This window comes from Microcoleus sp. PH2017_34_RAT_O_A, from assembly GCF_020737885.1.
Taxonomy (GTDB): Bacteria; Cyanobacteriota; Cyanobacteriia; order Cyanobacteriales; family Microcoleaceae; genus Microcoleus.
Map to the genome: position 1 here is coordinate 20,049 of NZ_JAEQDD010000006.1, position 22,966 is coordinate 43,014.

The following is a 22,966-nucleotide window of genomic DNA, read 5'->3' on the forward strand; positions in this document are numbered from 1 at the left end:
CGGGCTTTATCCGATTTGCCAGCAGCACTCCAGCAACTGAACCAGTTCGCGCCGAGGGGCACTAACTTGCCTCAACACGCTCATTAGCTGAGCAGCTTGTCTGACAGTGTTGACTTTTGCCCGCAAAGGTTGGTCAACCGCACACCAGCAGGGGATTTCGAGTTCTTGCAAGCGTTTGTAAACTTGCCACCTGTCTAGCCAACTAACTTGCACAATCTCACAAACTTCTAACTCTCGATCGGCTGGATTCATCTTGTGACAACAATAATAATTTGCATTAATTTTTACCCGGACTGATAGCGAGCAGAAGTTAAAAGCCAGATTTCAGAAGAGAATCAAGGATTGTCAAAAGCCCTTTCTGAAAAATTTAGCCTTTTGCCTGCTGCTTTCTGCCTTCGGAGGATTCGCCCCACTTTCAGGAAGCACTCAGAACGAGCATCTTTTTCCAGCATAACGCAACTGCTAATAATTCTCAATAGGTTTACAAAAAATTTTTCCTACTCTACAAAATCTTCCACTATCGAGGCAGACCCTGCTTGACGGGCAGATCTGGGATGCTAGACTAACTCTATTGGCAACAATCACTGCCTATTGAAAGGAGAACACACATGGCCCAGACTCAGAGTGCATTGAGACCGTTTGGCCACATAGCCGAAAACCCTGTTCTACTGGAACATTCAGTCACAGCACCGATTTGTGAAGGGATGAACGCGCTGCTGGCCAGTTTTCAGGCTCTATACCTGCAATATCAAAAACATCATTTTGTCGTGGAAGGAGCAGAATTTTACTCCTTGCACAAATTCTTTGAAGAAAGCTACGGAGAAGCTCAAGATAGCGTCCACGAATTGGGCGAACGGTTGAACGGATTGGGCGGCATACCCGTAGCTAGCTTTAGCAAGTTAGCCGAGATGTGCTGTTTCGCTCCGGAAGCCGACGGCGTGTATTCGTGCCGCCAAATGCTGGAACAGGATTTGACTGCCGAACAAGCTATAATCGGTTTGTTGCGCCGTCAAGCAGGACAAGCAGAAAGTTTGGGCGATCGAGCTACGCGCTACCTCTACGAAAAAATCCTGCTAAAAACAGAAGAGCGAGCTTACCACATTTCCCACTTCCTCGCCCCCGACACCTTAGTGCAATTGAACTTGAACTAACCCAAAAAAAGGACTGTCCCTAAATCGGAAAAAAGCTTAAAATCCCCTCCCAATTCAAAATTTGGAGGGGATTTCCGATTGAGCAGCTTATCTGTAGGGATACAGCACTGCTCATTGCTGTCAACTGAAGCCTGAAAGCCTTGATAAATCTCGCTCATCCCCGAGTCTCGATCCCCCTAAATCCCCCTTAAGAAGGGGGACTTTGAGAATATTCCTGTCCCCTCATCGCAGCGGAACTTTCAGAATACTCATGTCCCCCCCTTCTTAAGGGGGGCTAGGGGGGATCTCCGGATTATTATACAAAGTGTGATAACTCGCCAGAGATTAAGGCGCCAAAGCACTACCGCGCAACAAGCTACCAATGGTTTTCGCAGTAATCTTCATCTGAATCAAGGGATTAGCCGGTACTACAGTCTTATACAAGTAGCTATCGAATGTGAGTTTCTGCACATCGCGATCGGCACACATTTCCACAAAAGCTTCGCGAGTAGCATCGGAACGGTAGAACACGCGCTGCAAAATGTCAAGCACTTTGTAGGTAATACCGTAAGCCTTATCCCAGCGCTTCAGATACAGCTTAATTTCTTGTTCAGTCGGAATCCGCGCGCCCTTATTGGAAATTTCCACAATAGTTTCAGCGCACATCCGGCCAGACTTAGCGGCAAAATAGATACCTTCGCCCGAAGACTTGGTAACATAACCAGCAGCGTCGCCTACGAGAGCAACTCGGCCGACAACCCGGCGGGGACGCGGATGTTCTGGGATGGGGTGAGCTTCCACTTTAATGATCTCACCGCCCATGAGTTTTTTGGCAGCGCGGGCGCGGACTCCGGCTTGCAGCTTTTTGATATCAGCTTGATTGACTTTCATCGTGCCGGTACCGACGGCTACGTGGTCGTATTTGGGGAACACCCAGGCGTAGAAGTCGGTGGAAACGTCGTCGCCGACGTACATTTCGGCTAGACCTTCGTAGTAAGCCATTTTATCTTCTGGGAGGCGGATGCGCTCTTGGAAGGCGATCGCATAATTGTAGTCACCAGCATCAATCGCCTTAGCTACGCGGGAGTTAGCGCCGTCAGCCCCAATTACCAAATCGACTTTCAGGGTTTTCTGAGTTCCCACAGCGGTGCCGTTGGAGTGGTCGGCGTAGTGGAGAATGTAGGGGTCGGTGTTGTTGCCTGGAATTTCTAAGGTGTGAACAGTACCGTTAATCAGTTTGGCACCTAAGGAAGCAGCCCGATCGCGCAAAAAGCCATCGAGGACTTCGCGGCGGCACATACCGATGTATTCGTGTTCGTTTTCGATGTTGATATCCACCTCTACATTGGAGGGGGAAATCATTTTCATTTTTCTGACTTGGCGATCGATAATACTTTGTGGCAAGTCAAATTCTTCAACCATGCACAGAGGAATTGCCCCACCGCAGGGTTTAGCGTTGTCTAATTTGCGTTCAAATAAATAAGTTTCGATGCCTGCTTTTACCAATGTTTCGGCGGCGCAAGAACCCGCTGGCCCCGATCCAACAACTGCAACCCGTAGTGTCAAAGCTTTTCTCCCAATTTTTTCTATAAGTCTTTACCAGTCAGATGTGATGGTATCACGGAGTTTCTCTGCTGTGGGGTGAGAATGGGAGATTTAAATGAAATGCAACAGAGCTTAACAATTGGATACAAAAATGGGGTTTTTGATGCTGGTTTCTATGGAAAATCTTAAATTTTTTATGGTAGATGAATGCGGATGGACGCTAATGTGCGATCGAATGTTTAGCGGTATTTTTAAGAACAGGCTTTTCGGCTTGTTCCACAAGAGATAAATTAACTGGTTCCCAGGCTGGAGCCTGGGAAGCGAGATCTAGAGGCTCTGCCTCGTCAGTGTGTAAAATGGAGGCTCTGCCTCCGGATCTACGTTACCAGGCTCCAGCCTGGTAACGAGTAGAACGAGTTGACAATGAATTTTCTTGTGGGGTGGGCTTCTAGCCCGCCCGATCGAACTCCATGCAATTACGTTACATTTAAGTTAAGTAAAGCTCCTATATAAAATTTCAAATTGCTATGCTAGGTAATTTTCAACAAAGCCAACTGCGGATTGAGGTTGAAGCTTCGGAAACAGCGATTCGAGACAGTTTGGTGCGTCCGGTGCAGTTGCAGCAGTGGCTGTGGCCTCAGCAGTTTTCTCAGGGTTTGCCCGAATTGCTCGATCGCGAATTGACATTCACAAGTTGGATAGGCCCGGTAGCGGTGCAGCACTATGTGGAAATTGCTGAGTCAAATTGTCTGCGACTGTTGTTGAGTCAGGGAATTGACGGGTTTCACGAGTGGTATTGGGGCGACGGTTGGGTGCAGTCTCGGTTGGAGGGGGTGTCGCTGCTACCGCTGAATTTGGGACAAACTGCTAGTTTGTTGCGGCTGCGGGAGTTTTTGACTGGGAAGGGAAAGGGGAAGGGGAAGTAAATCAAAATCATCTCAGAGGTTATCAAATGGAGTGGCCCGACTGTTTCCCACCTGATTGCCCACCAAACGACGCTAAAGGGCCGTGCGATCGAGTTTATCGCCTGATTGAACAAGATTCTGCAACGGCTGATGATTTTTTGACAGTCCGCCAACTGTACCCAAATCGGCAATTTCCTGACAGTGAAAAAGAATGCCGTTCCTGTGCACTCTCTGTTTTTAGTTCAAGAGATGATGTCACGGTTAACCGCAGAACTGGTCGGTTTAAAAATATGAAAGTTGCTGTGGCAAATTTGACTCCCGATTCAGGACGAATCAAGCACACTCCCTCGCCGGGTACTAAGAATTCTCACCACAGTTGGTGGGTTCCAGTTAACGTTGAAGCCTTGACTTTATTTGAAGCTGTTGATGTCACTGAGTGAGGTATAGTTATGAGCCTGCTTCCAGAGTCTACTCAACTAGGCAAATTGGAAATTATAGAAGTGTACGAATATTACGATGTACCGTGCCTATTTGCTTGCCGAAATGCGTCTGAACAGATATTTCTTGCGGTTTGGGCAAGCCAAACAAAAGAAATGGGAAAATGGCTTTATGTTCCCATGTCTATAGGTCGGTTTAAACGGGTTCGGTGTGGAAGTATTGATATACGAGATGCTTTTTTGACCGCTGAGGATGGTTTTGTTTATGAAGTTATCATCCCCTGCGACGATAGTTTTGATAGGATAATAGCCGTTTCTTGCCAAGAAATAAATGATGAATGGCTACCTGTGGCTGGTGAGTTGCTTGATTTTGGGAACGAACCTCTGCCTGCATTGTTGTTGTTGCAAAAGCAAGAGGTAAAATGAGTCTGGTTTTATTTGAAATTTACCACTAAAAATTAACTTCAATCTAATTCACCTGAATCAACTCTTTTTCAATTGAATCAGCTTGATTTGTACTATCCAATTCCAGATAAAACGACACGCTTTCAATCTCCCAACTCACCCAAGCATGGGGAACCAGCATTACTCCTTCTATGAAAAAAGACTGTACTGGTTCGGTGATATCGGGAAACGGGCCATCGACAATCAAAGTAGAAGGTTCCACAGCTTTGAAGTGACCTGATTCAGGCGGTTCAGCAACATAATGCCAGAGTTCGCGAACCGATTTTTTGACTTTCTCGAAGACTAAGCAGCATTTGGGGATAAAGATGGTTTCCTGTGGCGAGGGATTCAGCGGATGTCCTGGAATAATGCCGAGATTGCGTGTCGGAATCACCATTTTATCATCAAAGGCGATCGGCTGCTCGTAATCACTGGCGATCGTATAAAGTTTATCAAAATAATTTTGAATAATTGTCATGCTTCCTTCTCCAAAATAGTGATTTGGACAAGGAAGCCGTAGAACATTATAGCTCTTATGCAGAGAAGATTCAACAAAAGCAGAATCTTCAAACCAAAAGAGAGCCTGTTTTATAGCTATCTTTCCATGTAAAACAGGCGTCTCGCCTGTAAATCCCTGCGGTTCAATTCCCCCTACTTAGCCCGCACAACCAACACCGAACAAGGAGCCTCAGCCACAACCTCAGCACTCACCGAACCCTCCAAAATCCGCTTCAAACCAGTCAAACCCCGACAGCCGATCGCAATTAAATCCGCTTTATAAATATTCGCCAAACGCAAAATCTCCTGCGCCGGTTCCCCCGCAACAATCTCCAACTCACTCTGGCAAGGCAACATTTCCTGATAAGATTGCAACAACTTCTCTACTTCTCGATAAGCAATCTCATTTCCCTGAGCGTGAGGTCGATCGACCACCGCATCAAAATCCAGCGTATCAGAACTCACAACATGAACTAAAATCACCTTCGCCGTAGGTTCTAGTTTAAACTGCCCCACAGCTTGCAAAACCTGTGCTGCAAACTCAGAATTGTCGATCGCCACCAAAAGAGTATCCAATATAATGCACCTTTAAATCTCAGATATTAGACTTTAAACTTCTCATTGATAGTCGCCTACTTTCCACAATTTAGCGCTTCCCACCAACAGCATCATTACTACACAGAAACCCGGTTTCTTAACATAATTGCGTCATTTAAGCAAGATAAGCTGTCCTACATTTAAATTGTATGTCAAAAATCACTTAAAAACTCTTGTGGGATGGGCTTCTAGCCCGTCCCGAATATACAATTTAAATGTGCAACAGCTTATTGAAAGAAACCGGGTTTCTTAAACCCGAAGTGCGTAAATCTCGATCGCCAACCTCAACTCTACCATCTAAAACTCATCACCCTCCCTCATTTTCAGTCCGCAAGCGCACCGAATCGGCATGAGAAGGTAAACCCTCAGCTTCCGCCAACACATTAATCGCCCTACCCACCTTCTTAAGTGCAGCCGGCGAATATTGAATCAAACTCGAATGCTTCATAAAAGTTTCCACACCCAGCGGCGAAGCATAGCGCGGAGCACCAGATGTCGGTAAAGTATGATTCGGGCCAGCCAAATAATCGCCCACAGCTTCGGGTGTTGAACAGCCCAGGAAAATCGCCCCAGCGTGCCGAATTTGGTCGAGCAGGGCCCAGGGATCTGCCACTTGCAATTCCAAGTGTTCGGGAGCAAACTCGTTAGATAGTTCCGCCGCCGCCTTCAGAGACTCAACTACTACAACTAAACCGTAATTGGCGATCGCCTTTTCCGTCAAAGTCCGGCGCGGGTGATTTACCAATTGTCTGTCAACTTCAGCCACCACCTTTCTAGCCAACACCGAATCCGCCGTCAGCAAAATCGCCGACGCCATCGAATCGTGTTCAGCTTGAGCCAACATATCCGCAGCCACGTGTACGGGATTCGCCGTAGCATCAGCAATAATCAGCACCTCCGACGGCCCCGCCAGAGAATCGATCCCGACTGTTCCGTAAACCAGTTTTTTCGCCAGCGTGACGTAAATATTCCCCGGCCCGGTGATTAAATCTACCTTGGGAATACTTTCGGTACCGTAGGCCAAAGCTGCGATCGCCTGGGCCCCGCCAACCCGATAAATCTCATCAACTCCCGCCTCCTGAGCCGCTACCAGCACCGCAGGATTCATTTTCTTCTCCTGTCCGGGGGGAGTACACATCACCAGTTTCGGCACCTTGGCGACCTTCGCAGGCACCGCATTCATGATCACCGAGCTGGGATAGGACGCCTGACCGCCAGGGATGTAAATTCCCGCGCGATCGACTGGCGTGTAGCGCTTACCCAAAACAATCTCGTCATCACCAAACTGCACCCAAGATTTGGGCACACGCTGTCGGTGAAACGCCTCTACCTGTTTACAAGCAAGCCGGATCGCATTTAATAATTCTTTCGATATTTGCTGATAAGCAGCATCCAATTCGGCGCCACTCACGCGCAAATCTGTCGCATTTAGGGTGATGCGGTCAAATTCAGCAGTATATTGCAGCACAGCCTGATCGCCTTTGCGTCTTACAGCTTGCAGCACCTCGCGCACGGTGGCTTCTTTGTGAATAACAAGTTCGTCGTGGGTGCGATCGCAGATTCGTCGCAGTTCAGCTTGCGCCTCAACCCACTGAGTAATAATTCGCAGCATGGAGATTAGGAATGCCGTCAATAATTCACTAACATTTGCTTGACAATTGGGGATTTTTGTGGCTATCTCCTGGACAAGTCAGCCACCACCAGCCCACAAGCTTAAACCGCGAGACTCGCGGGAGTTTCTAAGGCTTCAGTGCAGCGTTATAAATCTCTGTCGATGATTTTGCAACACTGAGAGCTTTTCTAGAAATTGCTCGCCAGAGAATCGGGTGCGGAGGGAGAGGGGGAGAGGGGGAGAGGGGAGAGGGGGGAGAGGGGGGAGAGGGGGAGAGGGGGAGAGGGGGAGAGGGAAAAATCTTCTGCCCTTTTCCTTCTGCCCTTTTCCTTCTTCCTTCTGCCCTTTTCCTTCTTCCTTCTTCCTTCTTCCTTCTTCCCTCTTCCTTCGACGAAGCCCAAATAACCCGTACTCTTTGTTATAGCTTAACTTGGATTTTTCAGGGAATGGGATTTTGAGCCGAATCGATGCTATATTAGTTTTTTCGACACCTGATAATTTTTTATAAAAAAACGCCAAGTTATTGTATACTTGAAAATTGCGCGCAATAAACCGTGAATTTAACTCGTGACGGTGGAAACCCCGCAAGACGCCTCGATCGCACCCTTGTCATACCTTTGGGTATCGTCAGAGGTAAAAAAAAAGGCAGTTAAATGAGTCAATTAAAAATTATTGCGCGATCGCCCTTGAAAAAGTAGCCCCAGGCTCAGCTTGAATCCGATCGATCGGCTCATGGCTGACTCAGCTTTAAAAAAATCAAGCTTTTTGTGGCTCCCACCCGAAAAGATTGTCCCTCAAAATCTCCGTGTCTTGAGACTATCTTGAGACTATGATGTATCAATCAATACCTACTTCCACAAACTGAACTATGGCAAATATTAAGTCCGCCGTCAAACGAGTCAAAATCGCCGAGCGCAACCGCTTGTACAACAAGTCGTACAAGTCAGCGGTAAAAACTTTGATGAAAAAGTATTTTGCAGCCGTCGATAAATACGCCGCATCTCCGACACCAGAATTAATGCAAGAAGTCCAGCAGCGGATGTCTGAGGCCTACAGCAAAATAGACAAAGCTGTGAAAAAAGGTGTACTGCACCGCAACAACGGCGCTCGCAAAAAGTCCCGCTTGGCAAGAACCATCAAGCCACACGAAACACAAGTAGCATCCTAAGACAGAAGAAGGAAGAAGGAAGAAGGAAGAAGGAAGAAGGAAGAAGGAAAAAAGCAGCAGGAAGTAAGAAGGAAGAAGAAGAAAAAGTAGCAGGAAGAAGGAAGAGAGAAGATTTTCCCCCTCTCCCCCTCTCCCCCCTCTCCCACTCTCCCCCTCTCCCCCTCTCCCACTCCCCCCCTCTCCCACTCTCCCCCTCGTCTACTCTCTCACTCTCCCATTCCCCCATGCAGCTCATCGATACTCACGTTCATATCAACTTTCAGACTTTCAAGTCGGAGTTAGAAGCCATTCGAGAACGCTGGCGCGAAGCTGGTGTAGTTCGATTGGTTCATTCTTGTGTAGAACCCGAAGAGTTTGCTGGAATTCAAGCAATTGCCAATCAGTTTGCAGAAGTCTCTTTTGCGGTGGGGCTTCATCCCCTAGATGCCGCCAAGTGGAAAGACGAAACTGCAAGCCTGATTAGGGAATTAGCAAGTTCTGACTCTCGGGTAGTGGCGATCGGCGAAACTGGACTAGACTTTTTTAAGGCTGACGATCGCGAACACCAGTTTAAAGTGTTTGAGGCACAGCTTGAAATTGCCCAGGAACTTGACAAACCAGTCATTATTCACTGTCGCGACGCCGCCGCCCCAATGGCCGAAATGCTGCGGAACTTTTGGGAAAGACGCGGCCCAGTACGCGGGGTGATGCACTGCTGGGGAGGTACACCCGAAGAAACCCAGTGGTTTTTAGACCTGGGTTTCTACATCAGTTTTAGCGGCACAGTCACCTTTAAAAAAGCCTTGCAAATACAAGAATCAGCTTGTATGGTAAATAGCGATCGCATCCTAGTCGAGACAGATTGTCCTTTTCTCGCGCCCGTACCCCAGCGGGGAAAACGCAACGAACCAGCTTACGTCTACTACGTAGCCGAGCAAGTTGCTAAATTGAGAGGAGTTTCTCTCTTGACTTTGTCCCAGCAGACAACCGAAAATGCCTGTCAGCTATTCGGGTTGTCACTTTAGCTACTAGCGCATAGAGAAACGAGGAAAACAGGTGGAGTTCGGGGGAAAAGATAGGAAAAATCCCATCTATATCCTGATACAAAAACCGGATTCATCCTTAATCTCAGATTCTTTGGGAGTTGCCGTAGTGCGATCGGATTTGCGTCCTATAATAATAAAAAGAACCGACCGATCGGGCGATCGCTTGCTTGCGGGCGCCGTCGCAGTCGCCGAACTGCTAGCTTGGGCGAGGGCGCGCTAATCTTCCGGACAGACAAAAACGTCAAGCAATACCTCAAACTTACACTCAATTTTACACATTACAAGCAACTTGGAACCTCAGCAATTTGGCAATAGCTGTAAAGTCAATTTTAGGAGTCAAATGTGTAAGGGATTTACCCTGGAGTACCAAGAGATCGGAGCTAAAAGAATCTCGATCGCAGCCAGAACCCGCACAAAAATAATGCGAGCAACCAATAAAAACAACCGTTGCAGCAGTTGGTAGGCGATCGAAAACATCATATAAATTCTCTCACACAATCCATCAAAAAAACGCAACAAGGTAAAAACGCCAAGCCTTGGCGCCATGTAAAAAGCTAGAGCCACTGCGGAAAAAGGACACCCATGACGACTAAAGATTACACAGAATTCGCCTTCACCTTGCCCGACTTGATCGAAATCCAGCGGGCAAGTTTTCGCTGGTTCCTAGAAGCCGGACTGATTGAAGAACTAGACAGCTTCTCCCCGATTACAGACTACACGGGAAAGCTGGAACTCCACTTCATCGGCAAAGACTTCAAACTCAAGCGCCCAAAATACGATGTAGACGAAGCTAAGCGCCGGGACAGCACCTACTCGGTGCAAATGTACGTCCCCACCCGCTTGATTAACAAAGAAACAGGCGAAATCAAAGAGCAAGAAGTCTTCATCGGCGATTTGCCTTTGATGACCGAACGCGGCACTTTCATCATCAACGGTGCGGAACGAGTCATCGTCAACCAAATCGTCCGTTCCCCAGGCGTATACTACAAATCAGAAACCGACAAAAACGGCCGCCGTTCCTACAACGCCAGTCTCATCCCCAACCGCGGCGCGTGGCTGAAATTTGAAACAGACAAAAACGATTTAGTCTGGGTGAGAATCGACAAAACCCGCAAGCTGTCGGCCCAAGTTCTGCTCAAAGCCCTAGGCTTGACAGACGGCGAAATCTACGACAGTTTGCGCCACCCGGAATACTTCCAAAAAACGATCGAGAAAGAAGGACAGTTCGGCGAAGAAGAAGCTTTGATGGAGCTCTACCGCAAACTGCGTCCGGGCGAACCCCCCACCGTAGCCGGCGGCGAACAGCTCCTCAATTCGCGTTTCTTTGACCCCAAACGCTACGATTTGGGCCGGGTAGGCCGCTACAAACTCAACAAAAAACTGCGGTTGACAGTCCCCGATACGATGCGGGTACTGACATCCCAAGATATCTTGACGGCGATCGACTATCTGATCAACCTGGAATTCGACATCGGCTCAACCGATGACATCGACCACCTAGGTAACCGTCGCGTCCGCAGTGTCGGCGAACTGTTGCAAAACCAAGTGCGCGTCGGATTGAACCGCCTAGAACGGATTATCCGCGAACGGATGACAGTTTCCGACGCCGACTCCCTCAGCCCCGCTTCCCTGGTCAACCCCAAACCGCTGGTAGCAGCAATCAAGGAATTCTTCGGTTCCTCGCAGCTATCCCAGTTCATGGATCAAACCAATCCCCTAGCAGAACTGACCCACAAACGCCGGCTTTCCGCCCTCGGCCCAGGAGGCTTGACTCGGGAACGCGCCGGTTTCGCCGTGCGGGACATTCACCCGTCCCACTACGGCCGGATTTGCCCCATTGAAACACCAGAAGGCCCCAACGCCGGACTCATCGGCTCCTTGGCAACCCACGCCCGCGTCAACCCCTACGGCTTCATCGAAACTCCTTTTTACCCAGTCGAAAAAGGACAAGTATTGCGGGACAAAGCCCCCGTATACATGACAGCCGATGAAGAAGACGACTTGCGCGTCGCCCCCGGAGACATCAGCCTCGATGAAAACAACAACCTCTTGGGCGAAACCGTAGCCGTGCGCTACCGCCAAGAGTTCACCACCACCACCCCGATGCAGGTGGACTACATGGCGATTTCGCCAGTGCAAATCGTCTCCGTCGCGACATCGCTGATTCCGTTCTTGGAACACGACGACGCCAACCGAGCTCTGATGGGATCGAATATGCAGCGGCAAGCTGTGCCGCTACTGAAACCAGAACGTCCCCTTGTGGGTACGGGCTTGGAAGCTCAAGCCGCCCGAGATTCCGGGATGGTGGTAGTTTCTAAGGTCAACGGCGAGGTAATTTACATCGATGCCACCCGGATTATTGTCAAGCCCCTAGCGGTAGATGCCGAGTCGAATTCCAGCGAAGAACATTTCATGATTCGCGAATACGACGAGCTCAAAACCAAGCAGCCCTCGGTGTGGAAGCAAAAATATGCCGGCTGCATCGAACACGAATTGCAAAAATATCAGCGATCGAACCAGGATACCTGTTTAAACCAGCGTCCTTTGATCTATGAGGGCGATCGCGTCGTAGCCGGTCAAGTGCTCGCCGACGGTTCCTCCACCGAAGGCGCCGAACTCGCCCTGGGCCACAACATCCTCGTAGCATATATGCCCTGGGAGGGATACAACTACGAAGATGCCATGCTCATTAGCGAGCGTTTGGTGTACGAAGACGTATACACCTCGATTCACATCGAGAAATACGAAATCGAAGCCCGCCAAACCAAACTCGGCCCCGAAGAAATCACCCGCGAAATTCCCAACGTCGGCGAAGACGCGCTGCGCCAGCTAGACGAACAGGGCATCATCCGCAAAGGTGCTTGGGTAGAAGCCAGCGACATTTTGGTAGGGAAAGTCACTCCGAAAGGCGAATCCGACCAACCGCCGGAAGAAAAACTGCTGCGGGCAATCTTCGGCGAAAAAGCCCGAGACGTGCGCGACAACTCCCTCCGCGTCCCTAACGGCGAAAAAGGCCGCGTGGTGGACGTGCGCGTGTTTACCCGGGAACAGGGCGACGAACTGCCCCCCGGCGCCAACATGGTAGTCCGCGTCTACGTAGCCCAAAAACGCAAGATTCAAGTCGGCGACAAAATGGCCGGCCGCCACGGTAACAAAGGTATCGTCTCCCGGATTCTGCCGATGGAAGATATGCCCTACCTGCCCGACGGGACTCCGGTTGACATCGTACTCAACCCCTTGGGCGTACCGTCGCGGATGAACGTCGGTCAGATTTTCGAGTGCTTGCTGGGCTGGGCGGGCGAAAATTTGTCAATGCGGTTCAAGATGGTGCCGTTTGACGAAATGCACGGCGCTGAAAAGTCGCGGGAAACCGTTCACGGCAAGTTAGAGGAGGCGCGCGAAAAAACTGGCAAACCTTGGGTATTTAACGAAAAACACCCAGGCAAAACTATAGTTTACGACGGCCGCACCGGCGAACCGTTCGATCGCCCCGTCACAGTCGGCATCGCCTATATGCTCAAACTCGTCCACTTGGTAGATGACAAAATCCACGCCCGGAGCACGGGGCCTTACTCGCTGGTAACGCAGCAGCCTTTGGGTGGCAAAGCGCAGCAGGGGGGTCAGCGGTTCGGAGAAATGGAAGTTTGGGCTCTCGAAGCGTTCGGCGCAGCTTATACTTTGCAAGAGTTGCTGACTGTCAAGTCGGACGATATGCAGGGTAGAAATGAAGCCTTGAATGCGATCGTCAAAGGCAAAGCCATCCCGCGCCCCGGTACGCCGGAATCGTTTAAGGTGCTGATGCGGGAGTTGCAGTCTTTGTGCTTGGACATTGCCGTGCACAAGGTGAATACGAACGACGAAGGCAGCGAGCACGTAGAAGTCGATTTGATGGCGGATGCTGGTGGGCGGCGATCGCCCTCCAGGCCTACTTACGAATCGCTTTCTCGCGACGAACTCGACGAGGATTAGGGATTAAAGATTTTAGATTTTTTGGCAACATTCAATCTAAAATCTTTAATCGATACTCTCAAATGAAAATGCCTCAACAGTGTTCGTACCACTGCTGAGGCGAATCAACGCTCTAACAAGGAGAGACGCTGACATGATTATTGTAACAGTTATCCCTGGAATTGAAGGAGAATTAGACCTGGAGACAGGCTGTATTAATTGGCAAGGCAGTAAGTTTGGTAACGGTTACGGGCGTAAGTGGATCGATGGCAAAACGGTATTAGTCCACCGCTTAGTCCTCGAATCGAAAATAACAGGATTCCTCGATTCCAGTTATTTTGCTTGCCACACCTGCGACAATCGAAGCTGCATCAACCCGGAACATCTCGTAGCGGGGTCTGCTGCTGAGAATACCGGACAGATGATGGGGCGCGATCGCAAAACTCCCAGACGCAAAAGTATTCCGGGAAGTGGTAAATTGTCTATCCAACAACTGCGGGAAATTCAGACTAAATATTTATCTGGAACAGCAAAGAACCACCTAGCAAAAGAGTATGGGGTACAACATGAAACTATTACTAAGATAATTCAGGCAAATATCCCCGATAATTTCACCACAGTTTCCCCACGCTTTGTAGGAGAAATTCAAGATAACGGCTGCATAATTTTCCAAGGCGCAAAAGACGGTGCCGGCTATGGCAGGTATTTAACAAAAGATGGGAAACAGGCAACAGTGACTCGTGCTGTTTTAGCAGAGAAATTAGGATGTGAACTTCCAACTTATATGGATGCTTGTCATACTTGCGATACTCCCAGTTGTATTAATCCAGAACACCTCTGGGCTGGTACTCGTTCTCAGAATTTATTAGATGCTTCCCAAAAAGGACGCACCCAAGGAAAAAGTCATCCCCTTTCCAATGCCAAATTAGACTGGGAAAAAGTGCGAGAAATCCGGCAAAAACTAGCAGCAGGAGAAAGAATGAAGGATCTAGCTGAAGCATACAGCGTAAATCCGATAACTATACACAATATTAAGTATCACATCACTTGGAAGGAAGCAGGCGAAGAGGTTCCGATTCCTCGTATGGGTGGATATCTCGATCGCAAGCTGACTTTTGCTCAAGCACAGGATGTGCGAGAAAGAATTAAAGCTGGAGAATCTCTTGCTAAAATTTCTCGCGAATTGGGAGTGTCCAAAAATGTCATTTATGACATTAAAACTAATGCCACATATAAAGGAGTCTGATATTGATGTAATTGGCAAACAATCAATCAAAACAGATTAATTAGAGCAAATAATTTCAAGTAAATCATCGATTGGAGTCTAGAATGGCTAAGATAGAACAACGATTTGATTACGTAAAGATTGGGTTAGCTTCACCAGAAAGAATTCGACAATGGGGAGAGAGAACTTTACCCAATGGTCAGCTTACAGGCGAAATCGTGAAACCAGAAACCATAAATTACAGAACATTAAAACCGGAAATGGACGGGTTGTTTTGCGAGCGCATTTTTGGGCCTGCAAAAGATTGGGAATGTCATTGTGGTAAGTACAAAAGAGTGCGTCATAGAGGCATTGTTTGCGAGAGATGCGGTGTGGAAGTCACTGAATCTCGTGTCCGCCGCCACCGCATGGGATTTATCAAATTAGCAGCTCCAGTGGCTCACGTTTGGTATCTCAAAGGCATCCCCAGTTACATGGCAATTCTGTTAGATATGCCCCTGCGAGATGTCGAACAAATTGTCTATTTCAATGCCTATGTTGTGCTGAATGCTGGTAATGCTGAAAAGCTCCAATACAAGCAATTGCTCACCGAAGATGCTTGGCTGGAAATAGAAGATGAACTTTACAGCGAAGATTCCACGCTGACAGGCGTAGAAGTAGGCATTGGTGCGGAAGCTTTGCAAGTTTTGCTGCAAAATATTCCGCTAGAAAGCGAAGCGGAAAAGCTGCGGGAAGATATTGCTAATGCTAAAGGTCAAAAACGCGCGAAGTTAATTAAACGTTTGCGGGTAATTGACAACTTTATCGCTACGGGTTCTCATCCCGATTGGATGGTACTCAATGTGATTCCGGTGATTCCCCCAGACTTGCGGCCGATGGTACAGCTAGACGGTGGACGTTTTGCAACCAGTGACCTTAATGACCTTTATCGGAGAGTTATTAACCGCAATAATCGCTTGGCCAGATTGCAAGAAATTCTGGCGCCGGAAATTATCATTCGCAACGAAAAGCGGATGTTACAAGAGGCTGTGGATGCGCTAATTGATAACGGCCGCCGTGGCCGGACTGTGGTGGGCGCAAACAACCGTCCGCTGAAGTCGCTGTCGGACATTATTGAAGGGAAACAAGGTCGTTTCCGGCAAAACTTGCTGGGTAAACGGGTTGACTACTCTGGACGTTCGGTAATTGTGGTGGGGCCGAAACTGAAGATTCATCAGTGCGGTTTACCGAGGGAAATGGCGATCGAGCTTTTCCAGCCCTTCGTCATCCACCGCCTGATCCGCCAAGGACTCGTCAACAACATCAAAGCAGCCAAAAAACTGATTCAACGCAACGATCCCAGCGTTTGGGACGTGCTGCAAGAGGTAATTGAAGGACACCCTGTCATGCTGAACCGGGCTCCTACGCTGCACCGTTTGGGGATTCAAGCTTTTGAGCCGATTTTGGTGGACGGGAGGGCGATTCAGCTTCACCCGCTAGTCTGTCCGGCTTTTAACGCTGACTTTGACGGCGACCAAATGGCGGTACACGTGCCTTTGTCTCTGGAATCTCAGGCTGAAGCGCGCTTGCTGATGTTGGCTTCTAATAACATTATGTCGCCGGCAACTGGAAGACCGATCGTCACTCCTTCTCAAGATATGGTGCTCGGTTGCTATTACTTGACAGCCGACAATCCTAACGGTCAAAAAGGAGCAGGTCATTACTTCTCTAATCTTAATGATGCGGTTGTAGCTTACGAACAAGGAGTCGTGGACTTGCACTCCTACGTGTGGGTGAGGTTTCAAGGCGCGATCGAAAACACAGAACCCGAAGGTGAACCGCTGAAGGTGGAGCGATCGACTGACGGTACTGTGACGAAAGAATACAAGTTCCGCCGCGTTCGGGAAGATGCAGAGGGTAAGAGGATCAATCAGTTTATTCGGACTACTCCGGGCAGGATTATTTATCACCAAACGATCGAATCGGTAATTAACAATTAGGAATTGGGTAATTGTTCAACAGTTGACAGTTGACAGTTGACAGTTGACAGTTTGAGAGCGACCTTTACCTAGAAGGAAGAGGATTGGAGTAATGAATAGTCTGATTTTAATTTCTCCCTCAAAGACTTGGGGCTTTCAACCAATTCTTTCTGGTAATTGGTAATTGGTAAGTCCTAAAGGCGAAAAAAATGAGGTGCGACTTAGCGGCAAGGTAGACAAAGCAAACCCTAAATATCGATGTTAGGCTGCTGAAATTCTATTAATTACCAATGACCAATGACCAATGACTAATGACAAGGTTCGCGAGCTCTTAAGCTCGCACTTCTGACCAATGACTAATGACAAGGTTCGCGAGCTCTTAAGCTCGCACTTCTGACCAATGACTAAATTACTAACAGCAGAAAAATGACAGAAAATAAGGAAAATAAGGAAATTGTTTTTCGCAATCGAGTTGTTGACAAAGGTCAGCTCAAAAAATTAATCTCTTGGTCATTCATGAACTATGGAACGGCCCGCACGGCGCAAATGGCCGACAAACTCAAAGACTTGGGTTTTCGGTTTGCGACCAGAGCGGGAGTTTCAATTAGCGTAGACGACCTGCAAGTACCGCCAATCAAACGACAACTGCTCGAAGCAGCCGAAGAAGAAATCCGAATCACCGAACAAAAATACACCAGAGGCGAAATCACCGAAGTCGAACGCTTCCAAAAAGTAATCGACACCTGGAACAGCACCTCAGAAGACCTCAAAGACGAAGTAGTCAAAAACTTCCGAGCCACAGACCCGCTCAACTCGGTGTACATGATGGCCTTCTCCGGCGCCCGGGGGAACATCTCCCAAGTGCGGCAGCTCGTCGGAATGCGCGGATTGATGGCAGACCCCCAAGGGGAAATCATCGACTTGCCAATTAAAACCAACTTCCGCGAAGGACTCACCGTTACCGAATACATCATTTCGTCCTACGGAGCGCGCAAAGGCTTAGTAGATACCGCCCTCCGCACCGCCGACTCGGGCTACCTGACTCGTCGGTTAGTCGATGTATCCCAAGATGTCATCGTGCGCGAAGTAGACTGTGGCACCCAACGCGGGATTCGTGTCCGCCCCATGACCGACGGTGCGACCGTGCTCATCCCCCTGAAAGATCGGCTGCTGGGGCGGGTGTTGGCCCGAGATGTGGTCAATCCCAAAACCAAAGAAATCGTGACTTTTGAGAACGAAAGAGCCGCCCGCAACCAGCCGATTACAGAAGAATTGGCAGGAGAAATCGGTAAGTCTGGAGTGCCAGAAGTTTATTTACGATCGCCCCTAACCTGCGAAGCCACCCGTTCCGTTTGCCAGTGCTGCTACGGTTGGAGCCTCGCGCACCTAAAAATGGTGGACATGGGAGAAGCGATCGGGATTATCGCCGCCCAGTCGATCGGGGAACCAGGAACCCAACTCACCATGCGTACCTTCCACACAGGCGGCGTATTTACTGGAGAAGTCGCCAAACAAGAACGCGCACCATTTCCCGGCGTCGCCAAGTTTAAGAACTTACGCACCCGCGCCTTCCGTACCAGACACGGTGAAGAAGCCCTCGTCGCCGAAAACAACGGCAAACTCGTATTCGAGGGCGAAGGCTACGAAGAAGGCAAATCCGGCGCCAAAAATCAGAAGCTGAAAGTAGAATTCGCGATCGTCCAAGGTTCGACCCTGATGGTCAAAGACGGACAGCGCGCCATCCCCGGTCAAGTTTTGGCAGAAGTGCCGATCGTCGGACGCGCCGCCCGCAAAACCACCGAAAAAGTCACAACAGACGTAGCCTCCGACTTGGCCGGCGAAGCCAAATTTGCCGACTTAGTACCAGAAGAAAAAACCGACCGTCAAGGCAATACCACCCGCACCGCCAGCAGAGGCGGACTGATTTGGATTCTCTCGGGTGAAGTCTACAACTTGCTCCCGGGTGCCGAACCAGCAGTCAAAAATGGCGATCGCATCGCAGCCAACAGCGTCATCGCCGAAACCAAACTCGTCTCCGAACACGGCGGCGTAGTCCGCATCGCCGACGAGCGAGAAATCGAAATCATCACCGCTCAAGTCCTTCTAGACCAAGCCATCGTCCGCGCCGAAAGCGCCGGCGGCCGCGAACACTACATCATCGAAACCGCCTCCAACCAAAGGTTTTCGCTCAAAACAGCACCAGGAAGCAAAGTCATCAACGGCGAAGTCGTCGCAGAACTGCTCGACGACAGCTACCGCACCGCCACCGGAGGCATCGTCAAATACGCCGGAGTCGAAGTCCACAAGCGCGGCAAAGCCAAACTCGGCTACGAAGTCGTCAAAGGCGGCACCCTGCTGTGGATTCCCGAAGAATGCCACGAAGTCAACAAAGACATCTCCCTACTCCTAGTAGAAGACGGCCAGTACGTCGAAGCCGGCACCGAAGTCGTCAAAGATATTTTCTGCCAAACCAGCGGCGCCGTAGAAGTTACCCAGAAAAACGACATCCTCCGGGAAATCGTGATCAAGCCCGGAACGTTGCACTCGGTCGATCGCCCGCCGCTCACTTACGGCGAAGGTCAAATAGTCAGTGCCGGTCAAGAAATCTTCCCCGGCTTAATTGCCGAAGAATTGGGCTATGCCGAATACATCGAAACCCCCCAAGGCCCAGCATTGCTGCTGCGCCCCGTAGTCGAGTACCCCGTACCCGACAAACCGCCCATACCTTCCCAAACAGCCCTCAACGAGTCGATCGCCCTCAAAGCAGTCCAACGCCTCCCCTACAAAGACGGAGAGCGCGTCAAATCAGTCGAAGGACTCGAACTGCTGCGGACTCAGCTCATCTTAGAAATTGGTTCCGGCGCGCCGCAACTGGCAGCAGATATCGAACTCCTGCCCGACGATGGGGACGCCTTAGCTTTTGGAGCCGACGGTTCCGGCCCAGCTTGGGTTGGCTCAGAAGCGGCGGTGGCGTCGCAAGAACTAGCTCTCGTCGAAGGCGAAGAAGTCCCAGCGCCGTCTCGGATTTTCCGCTTGCAGTTAGTGATTTTGGAATCGCTGGTAATTCGGCGGGACGTATCGGCAGATCCGACCCAAGGCAGCACCCACACCAGACTATTGGTAGAAGACGGACAGTCGATCGCCCCCAGCGCAGTAGTCGCCCGCACCGAGATTCTCTGCAAAGAAGCCGGCATCGTCCGGGGCATCCGCGAAGGACAGGGCGAACCCATCCGCCGGTTGTTAGTCATGCGGGATGCCGATTCAGTCACAGTTTCAGTAGCGGGTACGCCCGAGGTGAGTCCCGGTCAATTACTCGTAGCCGGTACAGAAGTAGCGCCGGGAGTAATTCTGGAAGAGTCCGGTCAAGTCGTGAAAGTTATACCAACCTCCAATGACGGAGAAGAAGCCAAAATAGTATTGCGCGTAGCCCGTCCCTACCGAGTTTCCGGGGGTGCGGTGCTCCACGTAGACGACGGCGACTTGGTGCAACGCGGCGACAACTTAGTCATCCTCGTATTCGAGCGAGCCAAAACTGGGGACATCATTCAAGGTTTACCCCGGATTGAGGAATTGCTCGAAGGGCGGAAACCGAAGGAAGCTTGCATTTTAGCCAAGCGCCCGGGGACAGCTCAGGTAGTCACCGACGACGATGTGGTGGAACTCGCCGTAGTCGAGGATGACGGCCGAATCGAGCAATATCCTTTATTACCAGGCCAAAACCCGATCGTCTCCGACGGACAGCGCGTTGGCGTCGCCGAAGCCTTAACCGACGGCCCCGCCAACCCCCACGAAATTCTCGAAGTATTTTTCCAAGTCCTCAAAGAGCGCCAACCTACCTTCGAGGCCGCTTTGGAGAGTTTCCAGCAGGTGCAGACTTTCCTCGTCAACGAAGTGCAATCGGTGTACCAGTCTCAAGGCGTGGATATTTCCGACAAACACATCGAAGTAATCGTCCGCCAGATGACCAACAAAGTCCGCATGGAGGACGGCGGCGACACCACCATGCTCCCCGGCGAGTTGGTCGAACTGCGGCAAGTCGAACAGGTGAACGAAGCCATGTCGATTACTGGCGGCGCCCCCGCCGACTACACCCCGGTGCTGCTGGGGATTACCAAAGCTTCGCTCAATACCGACAGCTTTATTTCCGCAGCTTCCTTCCAAGAAACCACAAGGGTGCTCACCGAAGCTGCGATCGAAGGCAAATCCGACTGGCTGCGCGGCCTCAAGGAAAACGTGATCATCGGCCGCCTGATTCCTGCTGGAACTGGGTTCAATGCCTATGAGGATGCCAGCGTTCAAGATGCCGGTTTTGAGGGTGCTGTCTTTGACGACGACATCCAGGATTTGCAGGAAGATGTCGTGTTGGACGATCGCACTGCCCGCCGCAAGTATACGATCGAGAGTCCTTTTGATGTCGGCCGCGCCCCTGATGTTGACTCCGAGGAGGATTTTGAGGAAGTTGAGGTTGATGAGGACGATTTTGTCCCTGATACTGATGATGATTCCTTAGGCGCGATCGCCGATGATGATGATGATATCGGTTACGACTTCGACGAGGACGAAGACTAAAACGAGTGTTTTGAGATAGATTGCCGCGCAGCCAGCGATCCTGAACTGCGCGGCAATTTTTGAGAGATCCTCCCAACCAACAGGCGCAAGCGTTGGTTGAAAAATCTTAAATTTTTGGTTTCAAAACTTAAAATTCAAAATTCACAGGCGAAAGTGCGATCGGCACATCAAATCGCCCGAAAAAAGAAGGCAGAAGATATTCAGCCGCAGGCATAAATCAGAATTCAATAAAACTTGAAAATTAAAATTTTTAATTGTTTGAATCAAACTATAAATAAAATTATTTCTTCCTTATAATACCAATTTTCAAAATTAATACAACATTAGTTGTAGGCTGTGGATCCACGAAAAATTCGTAGCTATATATCGACAATTTGACAGAGCCGCACCTGACCACAATGGTACAAGCGACCAAACAAAACATTTATTATGTCGCAATCTTTTGTCAAAATGGTATTATAAACACGCTCGCATTATTCAAGCCAGTCTGCGAAAATAACTATTTGTTCTGATGTGGGTTTAAGCACGAATTCGTAGGTTAGATTGAACACTAGGTCTTTAAGAAATATCAAGACTTTTCTTAAAAAGTCGATCAAATAAAAGCCGTCCTAGAAGGACGGGGCTGAAGAAGCCAAGTTTTCGGTAAAAGACCGCTAACCCAAGCGTATTAAACTACAAACTTCGTGGCTTCCCTCCGTTACATTTGTTACATCCGACAGCCGACGAATCCGTTGCTGAACTTCCTTCTTCAAATATGGTGCGCTCACTCAGGGAGCAAAGCCTTGATCCGATCGACAAACTCTTGATGGTCTACTACGGGTTTAGAGATGTAACCGTCGGCACCGCTTTGATCCAGAAAAGTTTCTCTATCACCGGCCATGGCGTGAGCCGTCACCAATATAATCGGGAGCGAGGCGGTTTGCGGGTCAGCTTTCAGCAGTTGAGTAATCTTAATGCCGTCAACAGATTTTCCCTGGTACACGCTGCGCGAAAGAGACACGTCCATTAAAATCAAATCAGCTTGGCCGGCCGCAGCAATCTGCATCACCTCTTCAACATTTTCCGTGTGCTTGACAGCTAAGCCCCCCCGCTTAGTAAGTATTTTGGAAAAAACTCGAGCATTAACCAAATCGTCCTCTACAATCAGAACGGTTTTCATAAATAAATATGGGAAGTATGGAAACTTTGCGACATGAGTCAAAAGAGGAACACGGCACGAGGATTAGATTCCCCGTCAAAAATGCAGAGTTTTTAGCGCCATCAGCCGGGAACCCTGCAAAACCCGCATATATTCCTTGAGCGACTACCGTGAGAGGGTGTACAGATGCCCAGAAGCATCCATTACCATCATTTAGACTACTACATACAAACAAACAGATACATTTAACCCGGTAGAAGCTGAAAATCAACCTTTACTGTGTATGGCACAATTGGTAAGATGCAATCTTACGCCTTTGTGTCGCGGATCTGTCACAGCCTTTAAAAAAAGGCTAAAAGTGCCATTCATATCACGCCCGATGCCATGACCGCAAGAAGGACAAACTGTTGGTTACCTTCTAACTTTTTGTGGTTCTGTCCATACTTTGAACAGGTTTTAGATGTATATTCTTCAGTCAGTCTGCTACAATACATCCGCGCTTAGATGCGGAAATGCTTTAACGTAAAATAGGGTGAACCTATTGATATTACTACAATCTACCACAGTCTACTAGAATATTTCAAATAATTGTCTACCTTAGATAGAGTGTTTAGTTGTTTTTTAGAACTAGACCTGACACTGACGCTCGTCTCACGATCCCCCGGTAGCAAGTTTTTAGTAACCTGTTGTCGATTTAAATTGTATATTTGAATTCTCTATTCCCCTTCACGGTTACATTTTCTCCCCGACGACCGAGAATCTCCCTC

General features: G+C 49.2%; 19 protein-coding genes. 11 read left to right on the top strand and 8 right to left on the bottom strand.

All coding sequences use genetic code 11. The features are described from left to right. Positions 1-6: 6 nt before the first annotated feature. A complete protein-coding gene (locus JGK11_RS04205) occupies positions 7-252 on the bottom strand; it encodes an Asr1405/Asl0597 family protein (protein WP_293178573.1) in 246 nt (81 codons plus the stop codon). 356 nt (positions 253-608) lie between these two features. Between JGK11_RS04205 and JGK11_RS04210 the strand changes: the two genes are divergently transcribed. Then, entirely contained in the window at positions 609-1,151 is a 543-nt protein-coding gene (locus JGK11_RS04210; protein ID WP_293210674.1) for a Dps family protein, read from the top strand. A gap of 324 nt (positions 1,152-1,475) precedes the next feature. On the opposite strand, the gene chlP is transcribed toward JGK11_RS04210, so the two are convergent. Next, positions 1,476-2,696, bottom strand: coding sequence for a geranylgeranyl reductase (gene chlP, locus JGK11_RS04215; RefSeq protein WP_293178567.1), 1,221 nt, complete (start codon positions 2,694-2,696; stop codon positions 1,476-1,478). A gap of 506 nt (positions 2,697-3,202) precedes the next feature. On the opposite strand from chlP, the gene JGK11_RS04220 reads away from it, so the two are divergent. The 3 genes from JGK11_RS04220 to JGK11_RS04230 are packed head-to-tail and all read left to right on the top strand — an operon-like array spanning position 3,203 to position 4,443. Next, on the top strand, positions 3,203-3,601 hold the full coding sequence (locus JGK11_RS04220; protein WP_293210676.1) for a hypothetical protein: 399 nt from the start codon (positions 3,203-3,205) through the stop codon (positions 3,599-3,601). A gap of 26 nt (positions 3,602-3,627) precedes the next feature. Then, a complete protein-coding gene (locus JGK11_RS04225) occupies positions 3,628-4,020 on the top strand; it encodes a hypothetical protein (protein ID WP_293210678.1) in 393 nt (130 codons plus the stop codon). 9 nt (positions 4,021-4,029) lie between these two features. Continuing rightward, complete coding sequence (locus JGK11_RS04230; RefSeq protein WP_293210680.1) at positions 4,030-4,443, top strand: DUF6575 domain-containing protein; 414 nt, start codon at positions 4,030-4,032, stop codon at positions 4,441-4,443. 43 nt (positions 4,444-4,486) lie between these two features. Here JGK11_RS04230 and JGK11_RS04235 read toward each other — a convergent pair whose 3' ends face one another. From JGK11_RS04235 to JGK11_RS04250, 4 genes are all read right to left on the bottom strand, one after another. Next, entirely contained in the window at positions 4,487-4,939 is a 453-nt protein-coding gene (locus JGK11_RS04235; protein ID WP_293210683.1) for a hypothetical protein, read from the bottom strand. A 173-nt stretch (positions 4,940-5,112) separates the two neighbouring features. Next, the gene (locus tag JGK11_RS04240; protein ID WP_293210720.1) at positions 5,113-5,538 is read right to left on the bottom strand and encodes a universal stress protein; all 426 of its coding nucleotides are present in this window, start codon (positions 5,536-5,538) and stop codon (positions 5,113-5,115) included. A 325-nt stretch (positions 5,539-5,863) separates the two neighbouring features. Beyond that, on the bottom strand, positions 5,864-7,168 hold the full coding sequence (gene hisD / locus JGK11_RS04245; protein WP_293178546.1) for a histidinol dehydrogenase: 1,305 nt from the start codon (positions 7,166-7,168) through the stop codon (positions 5,864-5,866). Positions 7,169-7,356: 188 nt separating this feature from the next. Next, the gene (locus tag JGK11_RS04250) at positions 7,357-7,569 is read right to left on the bottom strand and encodes a hypothetical protein (RefSeq protein WP_293178543.1); all 213 of its coding nucleotides are present in this window, start codon (positions 7,567-7,569) and stop codon (positions 7,357-7,359) included. Positions 7,570-8,036: 467 nt separating this feature from the next. Here JGK11_RS04250 and rpsT point away from each other — a divergent pair, with 467 nt between their 5' ends. The 3 genes from rpsT to JGK11_RS04265 all read left to right on the top strand — a co-directional run bounded on the left by rpsT (position 8,037) and on the right by JGK11_RS04265 (position 9,581). Continuing rightward, positions 8,037-8,336, top strand: a complete 300-nt coding sequence (gene rpsT, locus JGK11_RS04255) for a 30S ribosomal protein S20 (protein WP_293178540.1) — start codon at positions 8,037-8,039, stop codon at positions 8,334-8,336. 224 nt (positions 8,337-8,560) lie between these two features. Continuing rightward, positions 8,561-9,340 carry a TatD family hydrolase gene (locus JGK11_RS04260; protein WP_293178537.1) on the top strand — a complete coding sequence of 260 codons (780 nt, stop codon included), beginning with the start codon at positions 8,561-8,563 and terminating at the stop codon, positions 9,338-9,340. A 31-nt stretch (positions 9,341-9,371) separates the two neighbouring features. Next, positions 9,372-9,581: a hypothetical protein gene (locus tag JGK11_RS04265; protein ID WP_293178534.1), complete on the top strand. Its 210-nt coding sequence runs from the start codon at positions 9,372-9,374 to the stop codon at positions 9,579-9,581. A gap of 116 nt (positions 9,582-9,697) precedes the next feature. Here the strand turns inward: JGK11_RS04265 and JGK11_RS04270 are convergent, their stop codons facing one another. Continuing rightward, positions 9,698-9,841, bottom strand: coding sequence for a hypothetical protein (locus JGK11_RS04270; protein WP_293178531.1), 144 nt, complete (start codon positions 9,839-9,841; stop codon positions 9,698-9,700). A gap of 102 nt (positions 9,842-9,943) precedes the next feature. On the opposite strand from JGK11_RS04270, the gene rpoB reads away from it, so the two are divergent. The 4 genes from rpoB to JGK11_RS04290 all read left to right on the top strand — a co-directional run bounded on the left by rpoB (position 9,944) and on the right by JGK11_RS04290 (position 21,061). Beyond that, a complete protein-coding gene (rpoB, locus tag JGK11_RS04275; protein WP_293178528.1) occupies positions 9,944-13,330 on the top strand; it encodes a DNA-directed RNA polymerase subunit beta in 3,387 nt (1,128 codons plus the stop codon). Between the two features lie 133 nt (positions 13,331-13,463). Beyond that, the gene (locus JGK11_RS04280) at positions 13,464-14,555 is read left to right on the top strand and encodes an HNH endonuclease (RefSeq protein WP_293210685.1); all 1,092 of its coding nucleotides are present in this window, start codon (positions 13,464-13,466) and stop codon (positions 14,553-14,555) included. A gap of 83 nt (positions 14,556-14,638) precedes the next feature. Further along, positions 14,639-16,513 (top strand): DNA-directed RNA polymerase subunit gamma, encoded by a 1,875-nt coding sequence (locus JGK11_RS04285; RefSeq protein ID WP_293178522.1) that lies wholly within the window; start codon positions 14,639-14,641, stop codon positions 16,511-16,513. Positions 16,514-16,918: 405 nt separating this feature from the next. Next, a complete protein-coding gene (locus tag JGK11_RS04290; RefSeq protein WP_293210687.1) occupies positions 16,919-21,061 on the top strand; it encodes a DNA-directed RNA polymerase subunit beta'' in 4,143 nt (1,380 codons plus the stop codon). 763 nt (positions 21,062-21,824) lie between these two features. Here the strand turns inward: JGK11_RS04290 and JGK11_RS04295 are convergent. After that, positions 21,825-22,220, bottom strand: a complete 396-nt coding sequence (locus tag JGK11_RS04295; RefSeq protein WP_293153459.1) for a response regulator — start codon at positions 22,218-22,220, stop codon at positions 21,825-21,827. Between the last annotated feature and the right edge of the window lie 746 nt (positions 22,221-22,966).

What these genes read in the sequence shown, in the direction of transcription:
- rpsT (WP_293178540.1), top strand. Translation starts at nt 8,037, where the DNA reads ATGGCAAATATTAAGTCCGCCGTCAAACGAGTCAAAATCGCCGAGCGC.
- JGK11_RS04220 (WP_293210676.1), top strand. Translation starts at nt 3,203, where the DNA reads ATGCTAGGTAATTTTCAACAAAGCCAACTGCGGATTGAGGTTGAAGCT.
- JGK11_RS04290 (WP_293210687.1), top strand. Translation starts at nt 16,919, where the DNA reads ATGACAGAAAATAAGGAAAATAAGGAAATTGTTTTTCGCAATCGAGTT.
- JGK11_RS04230 (WP_293210680.1), top strand. Translation starts at nt 4,030, where the DNA reads ATGAGCCTGCTTCCAGAGTCTACTCAACTAGGCAAATTGGAAATTATA.
- JGK11_RS04270 (WP_293178531.1), bottom strand. Translation starts at nt 9,841, where the DNA reads ATGATGTTTTCGATCGCCTACCAACTGCTGCAACGGTTGTTTTTATTG.
- JGK11_RS04210 (WP_293210674.1), top strand. Translation starts at nt 609, where the DNA reads ATGGCCCAGACTCAGAGTGCATTGAGACCGTTTGGCCACATAGCCGAA.
- JGK11_RS04295 (WP_293153459.1), bottom strand. Translation starts at nt 22,220, where the DNA reads ATGAAAACCGTTCTGATTGTAGAGGACGATTTGGTTAATGCTCGAGTT.
- JGK11_RS04260 (WP_293178537.1), top strand. Translation starts at nt 8,561, where the DNA reads ATGCAGCTCATCGATACTCACGTTCATATCAACTTTCAGACTTTCAAG.
- JGK11_RS04205 (WP_293178573.1), bottom strand. Translation starts at nt 252, where the DNA reads ATGAATCCAGCCGATCGAGAGTTAGAAGTTTGTGAGATTGTGCAAGTT.
- JGK11_RS04225 (WP_293210678.1), top strand. Translation starts at nt 3,628, where the DNA reads ATGGAGTGGCCCGACTGTTTCCCACCTGATTGCCCACCAAACGACGCT.
- rpoB (WP_293178528.1), top strand. Translation starts at nt 9,944, where the DNA reads ATGACGACTAAAGATTACACAGAATTCGCCTTCACCTTGCCCGACTTG.
- JGK11_RS04235 (WP_293210683.1), bottom strand. Translation starts at nt 4,939, where the DNA reads ATGACAATTATTCAAAATTATTTTGATAAACTTTATACGATCGCCAGT.
- JGK11_RS04285 (WP_293178522.1), top strand. Translation starts at nt 14,639, where the DNA reads ATGGCTAAGATAGAACAACGATTTGATTACGTAAAGATTGGGTTAGCT.
- hisD (WP_293178546.1), bottom strand. Translation starts at nt 7,168, where the DNA reads ATGCTGCGAATTATTACTCAGTGGGTTGAGGCGCAAGCTGAACTGCGA.
- JGK11_RS04280 (WP_293210685.1), top strand. Translation starts at nt 13,464, where the DNA reads ATGATTATTGTAACAGTTATCCCTGGAATTGAAGGAGAATTAGACCTG.